This is a genomic window from Erythrobacter sp. S267, from assembly GCF_057365045.1.
Genome location: NZ_CP200298.1, coordinates 1,547,816 through 1,567,000 on the forward strand (window position 1 = coordinate 1,547,816; position 19,185 = coordinate 1,567,000).

General features: G+C 60.0%; 8 protein-coding genes. 2 read left to right on the forward strand and 6 right to left on the reverse strand.

Translation table 11 applies throughout. The features are described from left to right. Window positions 1–30 precede the first annotated feature (30 nt). The 6 genes from AC0V6X_RS07280 to AC0V6X_RS07305 all read right to left on the reverse strand — a co-directional run bounded on the left by AC0V6X_RS07280 (window position 31) and on the right by AC0V6X_RS07305 (window position 12,828). Window positions 31–5,232 (reverse strand): hypothetical protein, encoded by a 5,202-nt coding sequence (locus AC0V6X_RS07280; RefSeq protein ID WP_486183911.1) that lies wholly within the window; start codon window positions 5,230–5,232, stop codon window positions 31–33. A 52-nt stretch (window positions 5,233–5,284) separates the two neighbouring features. After that, window positions 5,285–6,403: a hypothetical protein gene (locus tag AC0V6X_RS07285; protein ID WP_486183912.1), complete on the reverse strand. Its 1,119-nt coding sequence runs from the start codon at window positions 6,401–6,403 to the stop codon at window positions 5,285–5,287. 100 nt (window positions 6,404–6,503) lie between these two features. Further along, on the reverse strand, window positions 6,504–6,989 hold the full coding sequence (locus AC0V6X_RS07290) for a hypothetical protein (RefSeq protein WP_486183913.1): 486 nt from the start codon (window positions 6,987–6,989) through the stop codon (window positions 6,504–6,506). Window positions 6,990–7,018: 29 nt separating this feature from the next. Beyond that, window positions 7,019–7,999 (reverse strand): hypothetical protein, encoded by a 981-nt coding sequence (locus tag AC0V6X_RS07295; protein ID WP_486183914.1) that lies wholly within the window; start codon window positions 7,997–7,999, stop codon window positions 7,019–7,021. Window positions 8,000–8,233: 234 nt separating this feature from the next. Next, window positions 8,234–9,232, reverse strand: coding sequence for a DUF2891 domain-containing protein (locus AC0V6X_RS07300; RefSeq protein WP_486183915.1), 999 nt, complete (start codon window positions 9,230–9,232; stop codon window positions 8,234–8,236). Continuing rightward, complete coding sequence (locus tag AC0V6X_RS07305; protein WP_486183916.1) at window positions 9,229–12,828, reverse strand: hydantoinase B/oxoprolinase family protein; 3,600 nt, start codon at window positions 12,826–12,828, stop codon at window positions 9,229–9,231. The genes AC0V6X_RS07300 and AC0V6X_RS07305 overlap by 4 nt, the downstream gene beginning before the upstream one ends. Before the next feature lie 400 nt (window positions 12,829–13,228). Between AC0V6X_RS07305 and AC0V6X_RS07310 the strand changes: the two genes are divergently transcribed. Together AC0V6X_RS07310 and AC0V6X_RS07315 are read left to right on the forward strand one after the other, a co-directional pair. Next, the gene (locus tag AC0V6X_RS07310; RefSeq protein ID WP_486183917.1) at window positions 13,229–16,417 is read left to right on the forward strand and encodes a S8 family peptidase; all 3,189 of its coding nucleotides are present in this window, start codon (window positions 13,229–13,231) and stop codon (window positions 16,415–16,417) included. 65 nt (window positions 16,418–16,482) lie between these two features. Continuing rightward, entirely contained in the window at window positions 16,483–19,059 is a 2,577-nt protein-coding gene (locus AC0V6X_RS07315; protein ID WP_486183918.1) for a putative bifunctional diguanylate cyclase/phosphodiesterase, read from the forward strand. Window positions 19,060–19,185: the final 126 nt, after the last annotated feature.

Consider the following 19,185-nt stretch of genomic DNA (forward strand, 5'->3'; position numbering starts at 1 on the left):
CCCTGTTGTGATCTGGCGAGAAATTCACGCTCATCGGCCCAGCCCCAGGAAGCTGAACGTATCGGTGTCGAACTTGAAGCGCACCGCCGCAAAGACGCCCTTGTCAGTGTTGCGTGCGGCTGAGAAGTCACCGTCTCGGAAGCCTTCGATGTTGTAGCCTACGGTCAGCAGCATGCCATCTGCCGGGACAAAGCCGATGGTCGGACCGTAAGAGAAGCTGGTCACATTGTCTTCAAGGTTGGCGCGCACGGTGCCGCTTGCGCCGATTTCGAAACGGTCGCCGATGCCGATGCGTGCGTCCGCGCCTGCCAGCACAGTCGTGCCGGAGAATTCGGTGCCTTCAAACTCATCAAAGTTATAGCGCGCGCCGACAAACAGAGTGTATTCGTCGCGGCGGGTCTGTTGGTCGATGCCAAACTCGTCCTCGTCCCAGCCGCGCGGGCTCCAATTGGTGGAGAGGCTTGCGACCAGACGGCGCGACACCGCATCGCCATCAACGATCAGCGCGCTGCGCCCTGCGCCAGCGGCTTCTCCAGCGATCCCGCCGGTAACAGCGTCGGAGCGATACTCCAGCTTGCCCAGCATCGCGACCTCAGAGTGATCCGGGCGATGCGCAAAAGCGATGGAAGCGTCGAAAATCTCGACCGTCGGGCCGGTCTCATCCTCGGCGCGGGTCCAGGTTGCGCCAGAGCCGACAATGCTGCCCTCGCCCAGCTGACGGATCGCGCCAAAGGTTGCGCCTATGCGGTCGGCTTGCTCGCCATCGCGATATTCGCCGCGGGCGGTGAGGCTCCAGCGATCTTTGCGCCAGGCAGCGCCGATTGTGGCTGCGGTGAAGTCCTCGAACTGTTGGTTGCCGGTCAGCTGGCCACCTGAAGCGGCAGGCTGGAGCGGGTTAACCAGATCGGTTATATCAGGTCCGCCATTCAGGGTGCGGTTGCCATCAAGCGTCGCATCCAGCGTGAACTCAGGCGAAACCTGCAGCGTCTGAGCAAGGCCGAAAGCGGCGAAGGTGCGATTGCCGAATTCACCAATCGTCTCTTGGCCAAGCGACGTAATGATCTGACCACCCTGCCACGGGTTCGCCTCAATCCCACCGCGCAGCTGACGCGAATTGAAGTTTTCGCCATCGGCGATCTCATAAGTGCCCACCAAACGCACGCTCTGAGTGATCGCATAGCGGACGCCAAAGCGGTGGCGCGCAGGCAGATCAATGCTCTCCGCCTCATCCAGCGCAATCGCACTCGCCGCCGAAAGCTCAAGCTTGTTGTCAGCAAGACGCTGCGTGATGCCAGCCTCCAGCACAGTCGAAGTGTTGGTCGTGCCATCGCTCAAACGGTCGTTAAAGTGCGACAGCCCAAAGCGCAGATCGGTGTTCTGGCGCGTCAGGTTCGCTTGTGCTTGAGCCGCACGGCGACGCGCGCTGTCTACCAGGCTGTCATCTTGCCACACGCTACCAACGACGCTCAGATTGTCGGTCAGGAATACGCGGCCATCGACGCCGAACTTGCGGCGACCCAGCTCAGCCCCGTTCTGCTGACCGATGCCGTAATCGTTGTCGAGCTGGCGGGCATAGGCGAGGATGTCGAGCGCGCCGGTCTGGTGCTGCACTTCTGCAATCCAGCCAGCGGCTACTTCGCCCTCGCTGCGGCTCAGCGCAAACTCACCGCGAACCTCTGTGCTGTCGCCGATGCGGGCGCGCAGGTCGAGCGAGCCAATGTCGGTGCGTGCGCCTTCGCCCTTATCTGTGATTGCGTTGGCGCCGATGCGGATACGGCCATCGCCGCTGGTCCAGTCGGTCCGCAGACCAACATTCAGCTCGCCCTCGCCAAAGCCGTCGGTTTCGTACTCGACCACGATGAATTGCGGGTTGAGGAACTCATCGCGGCTCAGGACCGGACGCGTGAAGGTAATCGTGCCTGTGAACAGGTCGATGTCGTAATCGATGAAGCGCGTCAGCGTCGTGGTCTCGACAATCTGCTCCGAACGGAAACGGTCGCGCACTTCGATGGTGACACGCTCGCTGTTCGCCAGAATGTTGCGATTGCCGAGTTGATAGGGGCCAGAGATGCCCTGCCCTTGGATCTCATCACGTTGCAGTCGCGAAGAGACTTCCGCTGCAAACCCGCTCGCCTTGAACTGGCCGATGCGAGCCTCTGCGCGAAGGCCTGTCGCGGTGCGGTTGTAGCGGGCAAGGCGGGTCTGATCCATCGCCGTCTCAAAGTCGCCGTAGAGCGCGTAGAAACTCGCAGTTTCGATCCGGACATAGAGATTTTCGCGGCTGGCGGCGTCGAAGCGGCGCGCAGAGCCGTCACCGAACACGGTGTAGTAAGCCTGCGGGTCAATCGTTCCGAGCAGACGTTGGTCGTCCTCCTGCTTGGCGCTGTCATAGGCCAGCGTCAGCAGATAGCGGCCCAGCACCCGGCCCTTGGCATAGAGCGCGACGCGCGCATCATCGCCAAGGTCGCTCTCAAAGCGGCCCGTGCGCTGCATGTTGTCGGCAACCGAGCGAGCACCGGCGGTGCCTTCGGCGAGACCCACGATGGTCCATTCGATATCACCCGGCTCAATCCAGGCTTCCAGCTGCTGCTCGCGCACCAACTCGCCGTCATTGAAGTCGAAATCGAGGCGCAGCGAGCCGCTGACCATGGTCGGGGCGAGTTCGATCCGCGCAATCCCATCGGTGCCTTCAACAACCCAGCGGGCCGAAGTCGGGGCGAAACCCGTCAGCTGGTTCAGCTGCTGGCGGTCAAGCTGCTCAGCGCTCTCATACGGTGCGTTGAGCGTGAAATTGCCAGACACACCAGCGCGCAGCGGGCGGTCATTGCGGTCGAGCACGCGGATCGCAACGACAGGACGCGTGCGGCCATCGGCGATCAGGTTCGACATCTCCGGCACCAGCTCAACGCGGGTCGGCGTGGTGGTGAAGAACACTTCGCGAGTGAAGGTCTTGGACACGCCGCCAAAGGAGTTGATCACGTCTGCTTCGAGCACAGTGCGCTCGTTCTGGAGCACGATACCGCGCCATGTGCTGACCGCGAAACGGCCCTGCGAAGGCGTGAGCGTTCCGTCGAAATTGAGGCCGCTCACTTCCTCTCCATTGACACGCAGAACGATGTTCTGACCACGGCGGTGACGGATCGCGACGCGAATGGAGGGAGCACGCGGGTTGGCAGAGACGCCAGGTGAGAGGAAGCCGTCCTCACCGTCACCCAGCGCAATCCAATCAGTGTTGGGAGCGTAGGATTGCTCAGCGGGCTGATCGGCCTCTTCGGCAGCGCGAGCAGTGCTTTCAAGCACGCCGCTTTCGGTCAAGCGCTGAGCGTTGACGGCGGCACCCTCGCCAAGCTCCCCTCCGCGAGCGATTGCGTCGACAGCGAGGGCACCTGCGCCCTCTGGCCGGGTCTCAGCGAAGGGAGCCGCCAGTTCAAGCGCGCCTTCGGGCACGACAGCGTGGAAATCGGCGACCAGCAGGCTGCCGCCCTGCCCGATCACGAAGCGCGAAGATGCACTGCCAGCGCTGCGCGTATCGCGGTGGCAATCGACGAGGCGCGCGCCCTCCGGCAGGGTCATTTGCGCGACAGCCACGACGTGAGTGCCGGGCACAACGCCTTCGAAGTGATAGCGACCATCAGCGTCGGTGATGGCGAAGCTGCCGTCCTGAAGCACAACACGCACGCCGGGAATGCCGCGACGCGGATCGTCGAGCGAGCATGGGCCAGCGGTCACGCGGCCAATGATCGTCATGCGGTCTGCGATAGTCTCACGCTCAATATCGACAGCAGCGCTTGCTCGCGCTGTTCGTTCAAGCGAATCAATGATTTGTGCGTCATTAAACGCTCTGCCTGGCGAAGCATTGGGGCGCACGCTCATCGCGTAAGTCACGCGGCGAGAGGCTCCCCCGGCGATGTCGCCAAGCGAAATTTCGATCACGCGGCCATCAGGGCTGATGTTGACCGCATCGGGATCTTCGACCCCATCCACGCGGATCGTATCAGGCCGCAAACGCAGCGAGCTGGACGGCGTATCGGTCAGAACAACATCGCGTTTGGGACGCGAGGGGTCATCGTTACTCGCTGTAATTGCGTAGAAAACTACGTCTCCGGGCTGCGCTCGATCGCGCGATGCAGTCTTGACGAGGCCAATGTCGAGGCTCGGCCGGTCGAGCGGGATGTCGACTTGCACGGGCGTGGGATCATCCAGCACAAATGGATCGCCAAATGAGGCGTCTAGAATGATAAATCCGCTGCCATCGGGAGCAGTCAGGCGCGCCAAGTTCTCGCGGCTCACGACTGATGGTGCGGAATAGGGATCTGGTGGCTCAATCTGAAGCCTGTAAGTGCCCAGGAACGTCAGCGGGAACCAGAACTCGCCCGGTCCCATCGTGGTAACATTCCCAGCTCCGTCGGTGATAGATTGGCCCGAAATAACCGTTGAAGGCCAAGAGGTTACGCCATCCTCGGCAAAGACCGTTGCAGGCTGCCCCGTGTTCACATCGATCAGCGTGACGACCGCTCCATCGACCGGCTCACCCGTTTCGCTGTCAAAAACGACACCAAAGGGATCAGCGAGGACGTCAACACTCGCCTGAACGATAGTGGTCAAGCCATCTGCGTCCACGGCAGTGATCGTGATCGTTGATCCGTCGACAATGCTAAGCCGACAATCGCCGGAAACAGGCGCGGGCGGCATGCGCACCGTGTCAAACTGGCCGATAAAGACGCCTGTATCGACGCCTGTCTCGTAAATCGTCTGAGTTTCGGTATCTCCGGTGGAGGTTGTAACCGTTATGGTTAGTTCATCCTGCGCATTCGGATCGAGATTGGCCTGAGCGGCGATAACTTCGAAAACGACGGTCTGGCCAGCGCGAACGATGCTGGAGCGCTCAATAAGGCTATCGAGCGGAGTAAGCTCGACAGCAGTGGGCGCCCCACCGCCACCTTGCGTGCCTTGTCCTACCGCCTCACAAAGTGGTGCGCGATAATCGAAGGTCACGCCGCCCGTAATAGCGGGACGGAATGTGCGGATTTCTGGAGGCGGCGCAATGACATCAAATGTCACCTCATTCGAAACCGTATCAAACTGACGGCCCGAATTCTGCCAGGACGCTTCGGCGATGTTGGTGATCGTCGCGATCACCGGATCATTGGTCGAAGCGTTATTCGTTTGAGCGTTGGCCCCCTCTCCAGACACGCCGAATGGCAGCAGCACTAGCAATAGTGCTGCTGCCAAGCGTCTCGTGAGAGAGGGGGCTACACGCAAAGCCTAGTTCCTTGTTACGATCTTAGTTGATCGTGACGCGGAAATAGAGCGAGCGCGTTGTGCTCGCCGGGATGTCGCTGAGCGTTCCCGAGATGAGGTCGAGGCCACCCGTTCCGCCACCAGCGGAGAAGGTTGCCGTGGTGCCCTCACCATCCGAACCACCCGAGCAGGTCGCGACCGGAGTTGCGCCCGAAGTGTCGATCGTCGCGGTGCCATCGACAAAGATGCCGAAGTCATTCGCAGTGAAGGTCACATCCGCAGGCAGGTCATCGGCCACGTTGACAGCGGTAGCTGTCGCCGCGTCTGCTGCGTTCGACACTGCAATGCAGTATTCGATAACAGCGCCCGGGATTGCCTTGGGATCGGTTGTGCCGTTGACCGGATCGGAGATGATGCTGCTCGACTTGACGACGCTGATGATCGCGCCGCCGACTTCGAACTGACCTTGGTCAGAGAAATCGCCGCCATTGTCACCTTCTTCACCGGTGCCGCCATTGCCGTCAGCAAGGACAGTGTCCACGCCAGCGGTGTTTGCGCCAGCAGTGGCAGTGATCTCTGCACCGAGAACACCCACGCCGCCATCTTCATGCGCATCAGCGACGAGAACGATGTCGAATGTGTCATCATTGACAGCGTCGGTCGAAATGTCAGCAACGACCAAGACCGAAATGGTCTCAGTGCCGGTGCCGTCATCGGCTGCGACTTCGTCAAGGAAGGTGATCGGGCCAGCGGCCAGTTCAGCTGCGTCCAGAACGCCGTCACCGTCAGCATCGAGATAGATCTCAATGTTGTCGATGTTAGCAACTGTACCACCGGTCAGAACGGTCGAAAGGTCAAGATCGACCACGTCGTTCGACAGGTTGGTCACGTCAAAAGCCAGAACCGCCTGGTCCTGACCCGGAGAGACGCTTTCCGGGCTGGTGCCGGTAAAGTTGACGTTGACGTCGATACGGCGGTCAACCGTGAACGTGTCAGTGTCAGTCACAGGCGTTTGAGTCTCGCCGCCAACCTCGAAGGTGACGGAGACGTTGTTGGTAATATCCGAGCCCGCGGTCGTTCCTACCGCCAGCGCCGGAGTGCTGGACATGGCAACAAGCGCTACCGCGCTCACCGCTCCCAGCAATTGGCTACTCTTTCTCATTTGAGTGGTCCTCTGCGTGTGCCCCGTGTCTTGAAAACCGCCCACAGGACTTGGCGGCTACCATCCGTTTGAAAAACGGAAGATTTCTTGGATTTGGTGATCAGCGAATTATCGCCGGATACTCGACCCGGCCGCTCTCACCCGGTTCAATCCGGGCCAGCGTCCAGCGAATGTGAGTGACATCGTCGTGGGTGGCGGCGCGTTCGCTTCCGTCCTCCCCTGTGACGGTGAGCGATGCGAGCAGGCCGAACGTCTCGCCGCCATCGACGGAGACAATCAGCTCAGGATCAGCGTCGCCGGCAAGACGAACAGCGGAGTGCACTTCGTTGGTGACGACGAAGTTCTCAGCCGGCTCATCGCCATTGTTGGCGTAGGAGGTGCCGAAAATCAGACGGTCGCCCGGCACGATGACCGAAGGCTCAACCAGCTTGGTGGTTTCGTTGCCGGCATCGTCCATGGAGGTTTCGACCGCCATCACGTCACCGTCCAGGGTTACAGGCGCTTGGGCCTGAACCGCTGCGGTCGCGGGCAGAGCTGCGCCAGCGATAAAGAGCAAGGGTGCGACAATTTTAACAAAGGGTTTCATGGGTTTGGTCCTTTGAGGGTGAATTCAGATCAATCGATCGTGACGTCAAAAGTGATGGAATGGACGACGCCGCCAGCAACGGTGCCGAGGTCAACGCTGATGCCGCTTGCATCAGACGCCTCGCCCGCATCGTCGCCGCTCGCATCAGTGAGCGCGCCGCTATCGAGGGTGAGCGAGCCGGGGACGTAGGTCGTGTCATCTGGAATGCCGTCGGTGACGATCAGGTCGCTGACAGAGCCGCTGCCCGAAACGGTCGCGGTGAGTGTGAAGGTCGCGATTGAGCCTGGGACCGCGCTGGTGCCGCCGAACGGGTCGGTGACGCTCACGGCTTTGGTCAGGTTGACCGTGGTGATCCCCACTATCAGCGAGCCAATCGCGTTGTCGTCCGCGCCGGTAGCGCCGACGATGGCATCGCTGCCATCAACGCCTTGGCCAGCAAATGTCGTGCCCGGAGCGCCAGTACCTGTGACCGCTTCGGCTGTCAGTTCAACGTCACTCGCCTGACCATCGGTCACGCCTGCGGGAACTTCGACGACAACGAAGACCGTAATGGCTTCATCGGCTGCGAGCTCTGGCGTGGTCTCAGGATCGGTCAGCTCCGTGTCGACGCCGGGGTCGAACACGCCATTGCCGTTGGTGTCGATGAAGATCGCGGTGATGGTCGTATCGAAATCGTTACCCGTGACGACGGGGTTTGCCGTCAGCTCGAAAGCTTCCGGGCCGTTGCCGGTGTTCGTGACCTCAAAAGTCAGCACTGCTTCGCCAGGCTCAGCGCCGATAGCGCCGCTGTCGAGCGAGGACACTGTCACGTCGAGTAGCTCGTCAACGCGCAAGGTGACCGTGTTGGAGTCCACCGTCTGCGTGCCCTCGCCATCGTCATACGTGGCGGTCGCTGTGTTCTCGATGAGTGTGCCTGCACTCACGCCCTCAGCGGCTGCCGGGGACGAAAGCGTTACCAAAGCCACAAAGCTCGTGGCCAAGATCGGTCGAATGAAAGTCTGCGTATCCATACCTAGGGCGGATACTGGAGAATGGTTATCAAGCTGTTAGCAAACGACCGGAAACCCGCGGTTTTACGTGGGTTTACAAGTTCATCTCACAGCAGAGTTAGGGTTAATTTAGCCACTCAGCTGACCAGCGGATTAGGCGCTAACGTTACGGAAACCGGGCGTTTTTTACCGACAGGTCAGACAGGGTTAGAAGCGTCTAAGCGGTCTTGAGCAGGGATTACCCGCGCCAAGAGTTTACAATCGTTTACGTTCCAGAAGGGCAAGCAGCGCGAAAGTTGCGAGCCAGTGCTCGCCCATATAGTCCCCCATCACATGTGACTGTGCGGCGTCAAAGTGGAGCTGCGCGCGTTCGCCAAGCAGCCTTGGCGCTGTGTCGCCAAGCGCTCGCTCAATACCCCACAGGCACCAGGCACGGCTCAGATTGAGCCCATCGAGATGCGCAATCTTGCCATCACTGCGGTCAGAGACCGTGACAGGATGACATTCCCGCTCAAGCCAACCATTGGCGATCACGAGGCTATCAAACCACGGTGCGAATTGCTCGGGCGGAAGGGTGCGCGACGCCAGCAGAGCGGATGTCAGCACCGGCGAGAGAAACTCGTCTCCGCCCGGCTCCCAACCTGAGTAATTTGATTTTTTTACAGTATGTTCAGCGGAAAACTTATCACATGATATCAAAAGTTCCGGGTCGTATAGCTCAGCCCATTCCCTTGAAAGCAGCAAGGCAAAGGCGGTGTTGTAATGAGTACCAACCGTGATCGGATACGTCATTATATTCAGATATTTGGACAGGCTCTCCGCAAGGAATTCTGCGAGCGGGCGCAAGGCCGCTCCCCAATCACGATCGCTGTGCCGTTCCGCTTCGTGGTGTAAGGCCATAAGCCACGCCCAGCCGTAAGGCCGCTCAAACCCGCTGGACTCTGGCCGCTGCGCGTAGGTCAGCTCAACCGCAAGCTTCGTGCGCGTCAGAGTGGTTTGGGCCAAGGCGTCGATCTCTACCGCTTCCGGCATGGCGGGGAACAAGCGCCGCAGCGTCAGCAGCATCCACCATGAATGGACGCAGGAGTGCCAGTCGAAGCTGCCAAAGAAGGCAGGGTGCAGATCACGCGGCGTGCGCGCATCAGCATCACTCGCCATCACGTGGTCAAGCTTGTTGGGATATTCGCGCGCCACATGGCCGAGCGCAATTCGGGCAAAGCGCCCCGCAACTTCCTCGGTCAGTTCAACGCTCATTCGTCCGCTCCATCACTTGCGGCCTTCCCAAATTCGCCCCCAAACCCGCCGCCACCGGGGGTCTGGATCACGAATTGGTCACCGCGCTCCATCTCAGCCGAGCTGGTCGCAGACAGCTCTTCACGGGTTCCATCGACACGCTCAACCCAATTGCGCCCTGGCTGCGCATCAGAGGCACCATTCAGCCCGCACGGAGCCACGGAGCGGCGATTGGCGAGCATATTGGCGCGCATCGGCTCCAGAAAGGTGATGGCGCGTTCCACTCCATCGCCCCCGCTGTGGCGCCCTTGCCCACCAGACCCCCTGCGGATCGCAAACCGATCCAACCGCACGGGCAAGCGGCTTTCCAGGATCTCAGGATCGGTCAGGCGGCTATTGGTCATATGGGTCTGCACGGCATCGGTGCCATCGTGGTCAATACCTGCCCCCGATCCGCCGCAAATTGTTTCGTAATATTGGTGCCGATCATTCCCAAAGGTGAAGTTGTTCATCGTCCCTTGCGAGGGCGCGAGCTGACCGGTCGCTGCAAACAGGGCATCGGTGACGACCTGACTGGTCTCGACATTGCCAGCAACAACAGCTGCTCCGGGCAACGGATTGAGCATTGAGCCTTCAGGCACAACCAGCTCTACAGGGCGCAGGCAGCCATCATTCATCGGGATGTCGCCGTCGATCAGCGTGCGCAGGACGTAAAGCGCCGCGGCTCTGGTAATTGAGCGCGGGGCGTTGAAGTTGCCCGATTGCTGCTCGCTGGTGCCGGTAAAGTCGAACACGGCAGAGCGCGTCTTCCGATCAATCCGAATGGAGACCGACACCTGTGCGCCGTTATCCATGGGATAGGAGAACGCGCCGGGTTCCAGCCGGTCGAGCAGCCGCCGAACGCTCTCCTCTGCATTGTCGAGGACATGGCCCATATAGGCGGCGATCACTGGCGCTCCCGAGGCTTTTGCCGCCCCAACAAGCAACTCCGCTCCGCGTGTGCATGCCGCCAGCTGAGCGCGCAGATCGGAAATGTTGCGATCAGGATTGCGAGCGGGATAGCGCGCTTGCCCAAGCACACGCCGCACCTCTGCCTCGCGAAAGGTGCCTTTATCGACCATCAACAGATTGTCGATCAGGACGCCCTCTTCCTCGATCGTCGCGCTGTCGGGCGGCATCGATCCGGGTGCAATCCCACCAATGTCGGAATGGTGCCCGCGAGCAGCAACAAAGGCGTCAGGCTCCTTTGAGCGCTCATCATAGAACACCGGCACAATCACGGTGATGTCGGGCAGATGCGTCCCACCGCGAAAGGGATCGTTCAGGACATAGGCATCGCCGCGCTGGAAACCGCGCCCGTCGCGCCCCCTTCCCGTTTCATCGACGCCCCTTGCCTCGATCACTCGCGCAATGCTGTCCCCCATCGACCCCAGATGGACCGGAATATGCGGCGCATTGGCGATCAGCGCTCCAGACGCATCAAACAAGGCGCAGGAGAAGTCGAGCCGCTCCTTGATGTTCACAGAGGTTGCAGTGGATTGCAGCACCACGCCCATTTCCTCAGCAATCGCCATGAAGAGGTTGTTGAATATCTCGAGCCGGACGGGATCGACCTCAGTTCCAATGGCTCGCTCTTGTGGCCGGGCCACCGCGCGGGTGAGGACCACGGTCTTGTCCGCGGCAAGATGCGCCTGCCACCCCTCTTCCACGACAGTCGTTGAGCCGGGATCGATGATCAAAGCCGGACCGGTCACCGCTTCGTCAGCCCGCATCGCAGAGCGTGCAAAGGTCGGCCATGAACCACTTGGCGCACCGGCAACAGGCGCGACATCGAGCTGCGCAGAACCCAGCCCTCCGGACAATCCATTGGCCTCAACACTCAGCGCATCGATAATGATCGCCGCGTCGGGATCAGTGTAACCGAAGCGCTGACGGTGGAGCGTGCGGAACTCGGCGTCCATCGTGTCCGGGTCGCTGCAAGCAATCGGCAGCACGCTGTCGCTGCCTTCAAACCTTAGCCGCGCCTGCGCTTTGGTCGTGATGTCATGATCTGGAATGTTCTGGTCGCGCACCGCATTGCGTGCCTCGTCCTCAAGCTGAGACAGTTTCTCAGAGAAGCTCTCAGATAAAGCTCTTAGAACACTGACTTCACGAATTATTTTTATCGGCGAAAGGCCAATTCCGTAAGCGGACAATATGCCAGCGAGCGGATGGATCAGAACCGTCTCCATGCCCAGCTCATCGGCAACCTTGCAGGCATGTTGCCCGCCCGCACCGCCAAAGCAGGCCAGCGCGTAGGTGGTGACATCATGCCCACGCGCCACGGAGATCTTGCGGATCGCATTGGCCATATTGTCGACCGCAATTGCGAGGAAACCCTCGGCAATGTCCTCAAGCGAACGGGGTTCGGGCAAGGCATCCGCCACCGCTTGCAACGCCGCACGCGCTGCCTCGATATCGAGCGGTTGATCGCCTGCAGGGCCAAAGACGCTTGGGAAGAAGGCCGGGTCGACCCTGCCCAAGGCTACATTGCAATCGGTGACGGTCAGGGGGCCACCCTTGCGATAACAGGCTGGACCTGGATCAGCTCCGGCGCTCTCTGGCCCCACCCTGAAGCGGGAGCCGTCATAGGAGCAGATCGAGCCTCCGCCGGCAGCGACAGTGTGGATCTGCATCATGGGCGCAGCCACCCTTACGCCTGCCACCACGCTATCCCCGGTCAGCTCATAGGCGCCTGCATAATGTGCGACGTCGGTGCTGGTCCCGCCCATGTCGAAGCCGATCAGCTTGTCGTAGCCCAGCGGCTCGCAAGCGGCGACCATGCCCACCACGCCGCCAGCCGGGCCAGAGAGGATCGCGTCTTTGCCCCGGAATGCCCCCACCTCAGCAAGGCCGCCATTGGATTGCATGAAGCGCAGTCGCTCTGCATGCGGCAGCTCAGCCTGCAAAGTGCGTGTGTAGCGCTCCAATACTGGGGAGAGATAGGCATCGACAACTGTCGTATCACCGCGAGGGATCAGTTTGATAAGCGGGGCCACTTCATGACTGACGCTTACCTGCGAGAAACCGATTTCTCTCGCAATTTCAGCAAGTTTTGACTCATGGCTAGAATGTTTCCAACCATGCATCAGGACAATGGCAACCGCATCAAAACCATCGGCGCGCAATTGCTCCAAGTATGCGCGCGCGCCCGCTTCATCTAAAGGCGTCAAGACGTCACCCTCAGCACTAACTCTTTCACTTACTTCTGTAACATTGTCAGCCAGTTGCTCTGGTAACTTAATGTGCCGTGCAAAGATATGTGGGCGCGCCTGTGTCCCGATCCGCAAGGCATCGCCAAACCCCTGCGTAATGACGAGAGCCAGCCGCTCTCCCTTGCGCTCGAGCAGAGCATTCGTGGCGACGGTTGTGCCAATGCGCAGTTCAGCAATCGGCGCCCCCTGCCCCTCACCCGCGTGGCGCGCGATCATCCGCCGCACCGCCTCGCTCGCCGCATCGGCATAGTGCGAGGGGTTTTCGGAGAGCAATTTGTCGGTGAGCAACCGTCCGTCAGGCGAGACAGCAACGACGTCGGTAAACGTCCCTCCGCGGTCAATCGCAAAGCGCCAGGCGGTCATTTCGAGTGGCTATCCAACGTGGCAAAACGGGCGGAACACCCCGCTCCAATCGCAAGCGCTGTCCGATCCGTCAAATGAAGCAACTGAGAAATCGGGGAAGCGTGATTCGCCTTAACGGATTGACGGATTAATTTGTCCTCAGAATTGCCGCCATCGGCGCGTTTACTCCGTCTTAATCCTCGTTAGCCGCAGTTTGCCTAAACTTGACGTCAAAACAGCCTCAAAGCGCTGCAATGACGTCAGGCCCAAACTTCTTAAAATCTTAACTATCCGCATCAACCGGAACCCCATTTCATGAAGCTATTCAGGGTGCAGAGAACGGTAATTCCACTTGCCGATAGAGTTTTAGGTAACGAGTATGAAGACGGTTTTGGCACACAGCACAGCAGGGTTCGCGCTGATGGCTTCGCTTATGGGGGCTGCCTCGACGAGCGCCCATGCGAGCGAGGGAACTCTCTATGAAGGTGATGCGCAACCAAGCGTGATGGCGGAAACCGTCGCGGCTTGGGATGCCAGCTTTGAGCGGGTTGAAACCGGCGCTGCTCTTGCAAATGATGCGGGCGACGACGTGGTCGGCCCAACCATCAACATGCTTTCAGGTGGCAACGCGCCAACGGTCACGATCAGCCCGGATGTGGAGCCGGCTGTTCCCAACGCACTGCTTGGCTCCCTTAACGCGCTCGACGGCAATGTGGATAGCCCGCTGAGTGCACCTTCTATTGTCGATCTCGAAACGCTCGACCCGAATGAAGTTGTGACCCTGCGCAGCGTTGACCCGCTGTGGGGCGATATCGACCCCTTCTATGGCGATATCAATCCGTTCTACGGCGACATTGATGCCTTCTGGGGCACGATCAATCCGTTCTACGGTGACATCAACCCGTTCTACGGCGACATCGATGCTTTCTATGGCGACATCAATCCGTTCTATGGCGACATCACCGCCTTCTGGGGCACGATCAATCCGTTCTACGGCGACATCGTAGCCTTTGAGAACGAGCTCTCTGGCCTCGGCAATTTCTGGAACGGCCATTTCCAGACCATCGAAGCGGTTGAAACGCGTTTCGACGCGATCAACTACAGTAGCAGTGGCGCCATTGTTCGCGATGGCAATCCGCAGCTGATGTTCAACGCTATGCAAGCCATGATCGCGGAAGGTCGCGCAAAGTTCGGGGCTGCCTACACTGCCAAGACCGGCCAGTCTTTCGATGTGCTTGTAGCCGAAGTCTTCGCAAAGTACGGAGCAGACGCGAATAGCCGCGCCACTCTCGAAGTCCTGACTGAGCGTGAGCGCGCGCGCCTCTATCTCGATTGGCACGATGCTCTGAACCAATATTCAGGCGTCGATATTGTCGATCACTGGATGACGGCGATCAACTGGACCCCTGCAATCACGCAGATCCAGGGCAGCGGCAATGACACGATCATCGGTATCGTCGATGGCAGCTTCACCAAAGACTCCGACCTGTCAGACAACATCATCTATGCTGGTGGCTTCGACAACTCGGTCGGCGGACACGGCGCTGGCGTTGCTGGCCTGATCGCCGGCGCGCATGATGGCGAAGGCGTCATGGGCATTGCGCCCAACGTCAACATCGCGACCTACAACCCGTTCAACTCCGTTGGCCAGTCGAGCTGGGGCTATGTGCTCACTGGCGTGCACGACCTGCTGAGCCGCGACTTCACTGGCATCAACCAGACCGGCCGCGTCAGCATCGTGAACCTGTCGCTGGGCACCAAGGGCTGGGCTCTGAACCAGAACATGGCCAATATGCTCGCGAACCCGCAGCTGCAGCCCTATCTCGACAGCACGGTCTTCGTGCTGGCTGCGGGCAATGGCGGGATCACGCAGGATAAGGACATCAACTGGAACTACGCGGTTGATCCGACCTTCATTCTGGTTGGCGCGACCAATCCGAATGGTGAGATCGCTCGCTTCTCCAACCGTCCAGGCAGTGCCTGCCTGCTGAACAACGGCGTGTGCCATTCGGGCAACGAGCTGTTCATGCGTACAGTCGTCGCGCCCGGCATGCTGCTCGCTCTGTCAGACGGTCAAGGCGGCGTGCACCGTGCATCGGGTACGTCGTTTGCGGCGCCGCTCGTCTCGGGCGCGATCTCGCTGCTGCATGACCGTTGGGAATGGCTCGCAGAGCATCCTGAGGAAACCGCTCAGATCATCTTCCGCACCGCACGCGACCTTGGTGCGCCGGGTCCGGATGAAGTCTATGGTTGGGGTATGCTCGACGTTGCGGCTTCGCAGTCGCCGATCGACTTCAACGCGATGGACTTCCGCCTGTATCAGCGTGTTGGCAGTTACTGGCAGGGCCAGACCATGAGCGCTTACCAGCTCGCCAGCATGGGTCTGCCGCAATGGTGGGAGACGTCGGACGTCTTCTTCACCGGCTATGAGAATATCGGCGACACCTATCGCGACTTCAGCATCCCGGCCTCTTCCTTCACTTACGGCAAGAGCACCAATGCTCTGGGTCGCGGGTTTGAGCGTCTGCAAGACTTTGTCGGGCATCGTTTCTCGACCTGGATCCGCAGCGGTGGCACCGACACGAATGGCGATGGCGCTCCCGGCTTCACTGAGACACGCAGCAACGTTGCGACGCTGAACGGCGACTGGGGCTTCAGCTACACCGCGATGGCTCCGCAATTCGACGCTGATGGCCAGGCCCGCATGGTCCATGGCGCAGCGACGCTGACGGAGCCTTCGGGCAAGATGTCCTTCACCTTCGGCCACGGCCAGGGTGCGATGGCGCTGTCGGGTTATCGCTTTGGCATTCAGAGCGACCACGATCCGCTGTCTGGCGGCGTGAACCCGCTCCTCGGCCTCGCTTCGGGCGACAGCTTCATGCAGGTGGGTTACCAGCTGTCCGCAAACACGAAGGTCAGCGTCGGCTATTCGGAAACGAATGAGCGCTGGGAAGATCGCTTCCAAGCAAACGCTCAAGATGCAGCCTTTGACCGCGCTGTGGGCGACCGCCCGGCAAACGCGTTCACGCTCGACATCGAGCAGCGTGTCAGCGACGAGTTCTCGGTCAACGCGCAGTATACGCGCCTGAATGAGGTCAACGCACTGCTCGGCACGCAAACGGCTGTCGATGCTCTGCTGGGCGGCGGCGCGCAAACCGATGCGATGACCGTATCGGCCAGCTTCGATGCAGGGTCTGGCGTCAGCTTCGACCTGTCGGCTACCGGCGCTCGCACGGATACTGCCCAGGATCAGCTGTTTACTAACAGCGGCTCAATTTGGAGTACGTCAGCGCAGTTCACCGCGACCAAGCAAGGCCTGTTTGCCAGCAATGACATGCTGCGTCTGACAGTCGCTCAGCCGCTTCAGGTCGAACAAGGCTCGGTGCAATTTGTCGCTGACGAAGTCGTCAACCGCGAGACCGGCGAGATCGGCCAAGTGACCCGCACGATTGGGATTGAGACCCAGCGTCGCATCACCGGCGAAGCAACTTATGCGCTGCCATTAACCCAATCTTCTGAGTTTGGTGTCTTTGGTCGCTACGTAAGCGATGGGGATGTGGCCGATGAAGCTGGCTTTGTAGTCGGCGGCAATATCAGCATGCGCTTCTAAGCTTTGATGCAGGCCCTCTGAGCCGTCCTTACCGGGCGCTCAGCAGGTAAACGGAGGTGAGGTTGATGAAAGGGAGTGTGCTTCGGCTTTTGACGCTGCTTGCTGCGCCCCTGACCTTGGGCGTCGCCTCCCCCGCGTTAGCCAACCACGACGCTGGATCGACTTACGACGAGTCGATTGGGCTGGCCAAATCGAGCATGATGGCGGATGCGGCTGCGGCATTGGAACATGCCCGCAGCGCCCGCGAGCAAGTGCACGGTGATGATGCCGACGCCGCTCAAGCGCGCCTCACCGCGCAGTGGCTTGAAGCCGAAGCGCTGATGCGCCTCAACCGCGCTGACGAAGCCGCTACGCTGATTGACGCGGCCCTCGACGAGGCATCGGTCCAGTTCAAAGGCTCCAAACTCCACGCCGACCTTCAGCGCTCCAAAGGCAGCCTAAGCGTCCATATGGGCGAATATGGGACCGCGCTTTACTCCTATCTTGAAGCCCACGAGCTGTATGAAGCTCTGGGCGAAGATCGCAGCCGCTCCATCGTGTTGCAAAACATCGGCTCGCTCTATTCCGATGCGCGCGACTATGAGCGCGTCCTGAGCTATTATCGCCAAGCGGGCGAGGCCTATCCGGAAGACAAGGCGCTGGCCCTTTCGGCACACAACAATATCGGCAACGCTTACAAAGAGCTTGGTCAGTATGCCGACGCAGAGGCAGAATTCATCCAAGCTCTCGCCGTTGCTGAGGAGATGGGGAGCCCCGTCCTCGAAGCGCGCATTCTGACCAATATTGCCTCCACGCAATATCTCTCAGGCGACAACGACAAGGCGGATGCGACCGTCCAACGCGGGCTTCGCATCGCCTACCAAAGCTCGCCAGAATGGCTGCCCTTCCTATACGGCGTGCGCGCTCAGATCGCTTTGTCGCGCGGCAATACAATGCGCGCGGCAGGCTATCTGGATCAGACCTTCGCCAATGAAGACCTGACGCAAACCTCGCCCTATTTCCGCGATTTCCACGATACGGCCTTCAACGTCTATTCGCGTGAAGGCAATGACAAGCTGGCGCTGGCGCACCTGATTGCCTTTCACCGCATCGACAACGAAGCGCTCGAAATTTCCGGTGCGGCCAACAATGCACTGCTGGCCGCGCGCTTTGACGCAGCCAATCGCGACCTGAAGATCTCGACCCTCTCAGCTGAATCTGAGGCCAAGGAAGCGCGTCTGGATGCAGCGCAAAACCAGGTCATTCTCCTCAGCGCCTCAGCCGCGATGGCCTTGTTTGCCTTTATCGCTGCCCTCTTTGTGCTGCGTACCGTCAACAGCAGCCGCCGCGGAATGGAGCGCGCAAACGAGAAGCTCAAATTCGTGATCCAGCACGATGCTCTCACCCAGTTGTTTTCGCGCGAACACTTCCGCGACAAGCTGGATGAAGTCGTGGCCGTTGCCGACCAGGCCAAAGACCCCGCAATCCTCGCTTTCATCGACTTGGACCGGTTCAAGCAGGTCAACGACGTATTCGGCCACGCGGCAGGCGACAAGCTGCTGATCGAAGTGGCAGAGCGCTTCCGCAAGACCGCCGGTGAGGAAACGATCATTGGCCGCCTGGGCGGTGACGAATTTGCGATGCTGATGCCCGACGGCATGACTTTGGAAGAAGCATGCGAGCTGGCTGAACGCATCATCGCCAAGGTGTCTGAGCCGTTCCAGATCGACGGGTTCGAAATCATGATCGGTGCGTCGATTGGTATCTCGCAAATCTTCGAGAGCAGCTCGACCAGCAACCACATGACCAACGCCGACCTCGCGCTGTATGCAGCGAAGGACCATGGGCGCGGAACTTACAAGGTCTACGAGCCGAACATGCGTGCCAAGCTGGAGGACCGCTCCAGCCTTGAAAACGACCTCGAAGACGCGCTTGAAAACGGCCAGCTTTCTGTTTGCTATCAGCCGATCGTGTGCAGCCAAGACAATGCCATTACCGGCATGGAAGCACTCATGCGCTGGACCCATCCCGAACGCGGTATTGTCCCGCCCAGCGTCTTTATCCCGGTGGCTGAAGAAGCCCGGCTGATCGAGAAACTGGGCGCATGGATGCTGCGCGAAGCTTGCGCTGAAGCAACGCGATGGCCCAGCGACATCAAGCTCAACGTCAACATCTCAACCTTGCAGATGAACGACGCGGGCTTCCTCAATGTCGTCGCACAGGCGCTCGCCGCCAGCGGTCTAGAGCCGCAGCGACTGATCCTTGAGCTGACCGAAAGCCTCGTCCTTGAAATGGATGAGCAGACCGAAGACCTGCTTTCAGGGCTCAAGGCTCTAGGCGTGTCCTTTGCGCTTGATGATTTTGGGCGCGGTTATTCATCGCTCAACTACATTGAGAAGATGGACTTCGCGATGATCAAGATCGACCGCGAGATCGTGCAGTCCGCCGCCGATGGCTCATCGCGCAGCCAAGCGGTTGTGACCGCGATCGTAGCCCTGGCGCAGTCGCTTGAAATCGACGTTGCCGCCGAAGGGATTGAACACGCAGAACAAGCCGATGCCATGCGCGAATTGGGCTGCACATGCTTCCAGGGCTTCTACTTTGGCCGGCCCGGCGTGGCTCAACAGCTGGTCGAGGAAGCAGCGCAAAAAGCCGCCGCCTAATCCTTCGCGTTCGCGCCTCAATCAGCGCGCGTCGTTGAACAGGTGCGAGATCAGATTGTAGCGCACGCCCTGCGTCGTCTCCTGCACCTCATGCAAAAGCGACGATGAAAACACCATCGCAGAGCC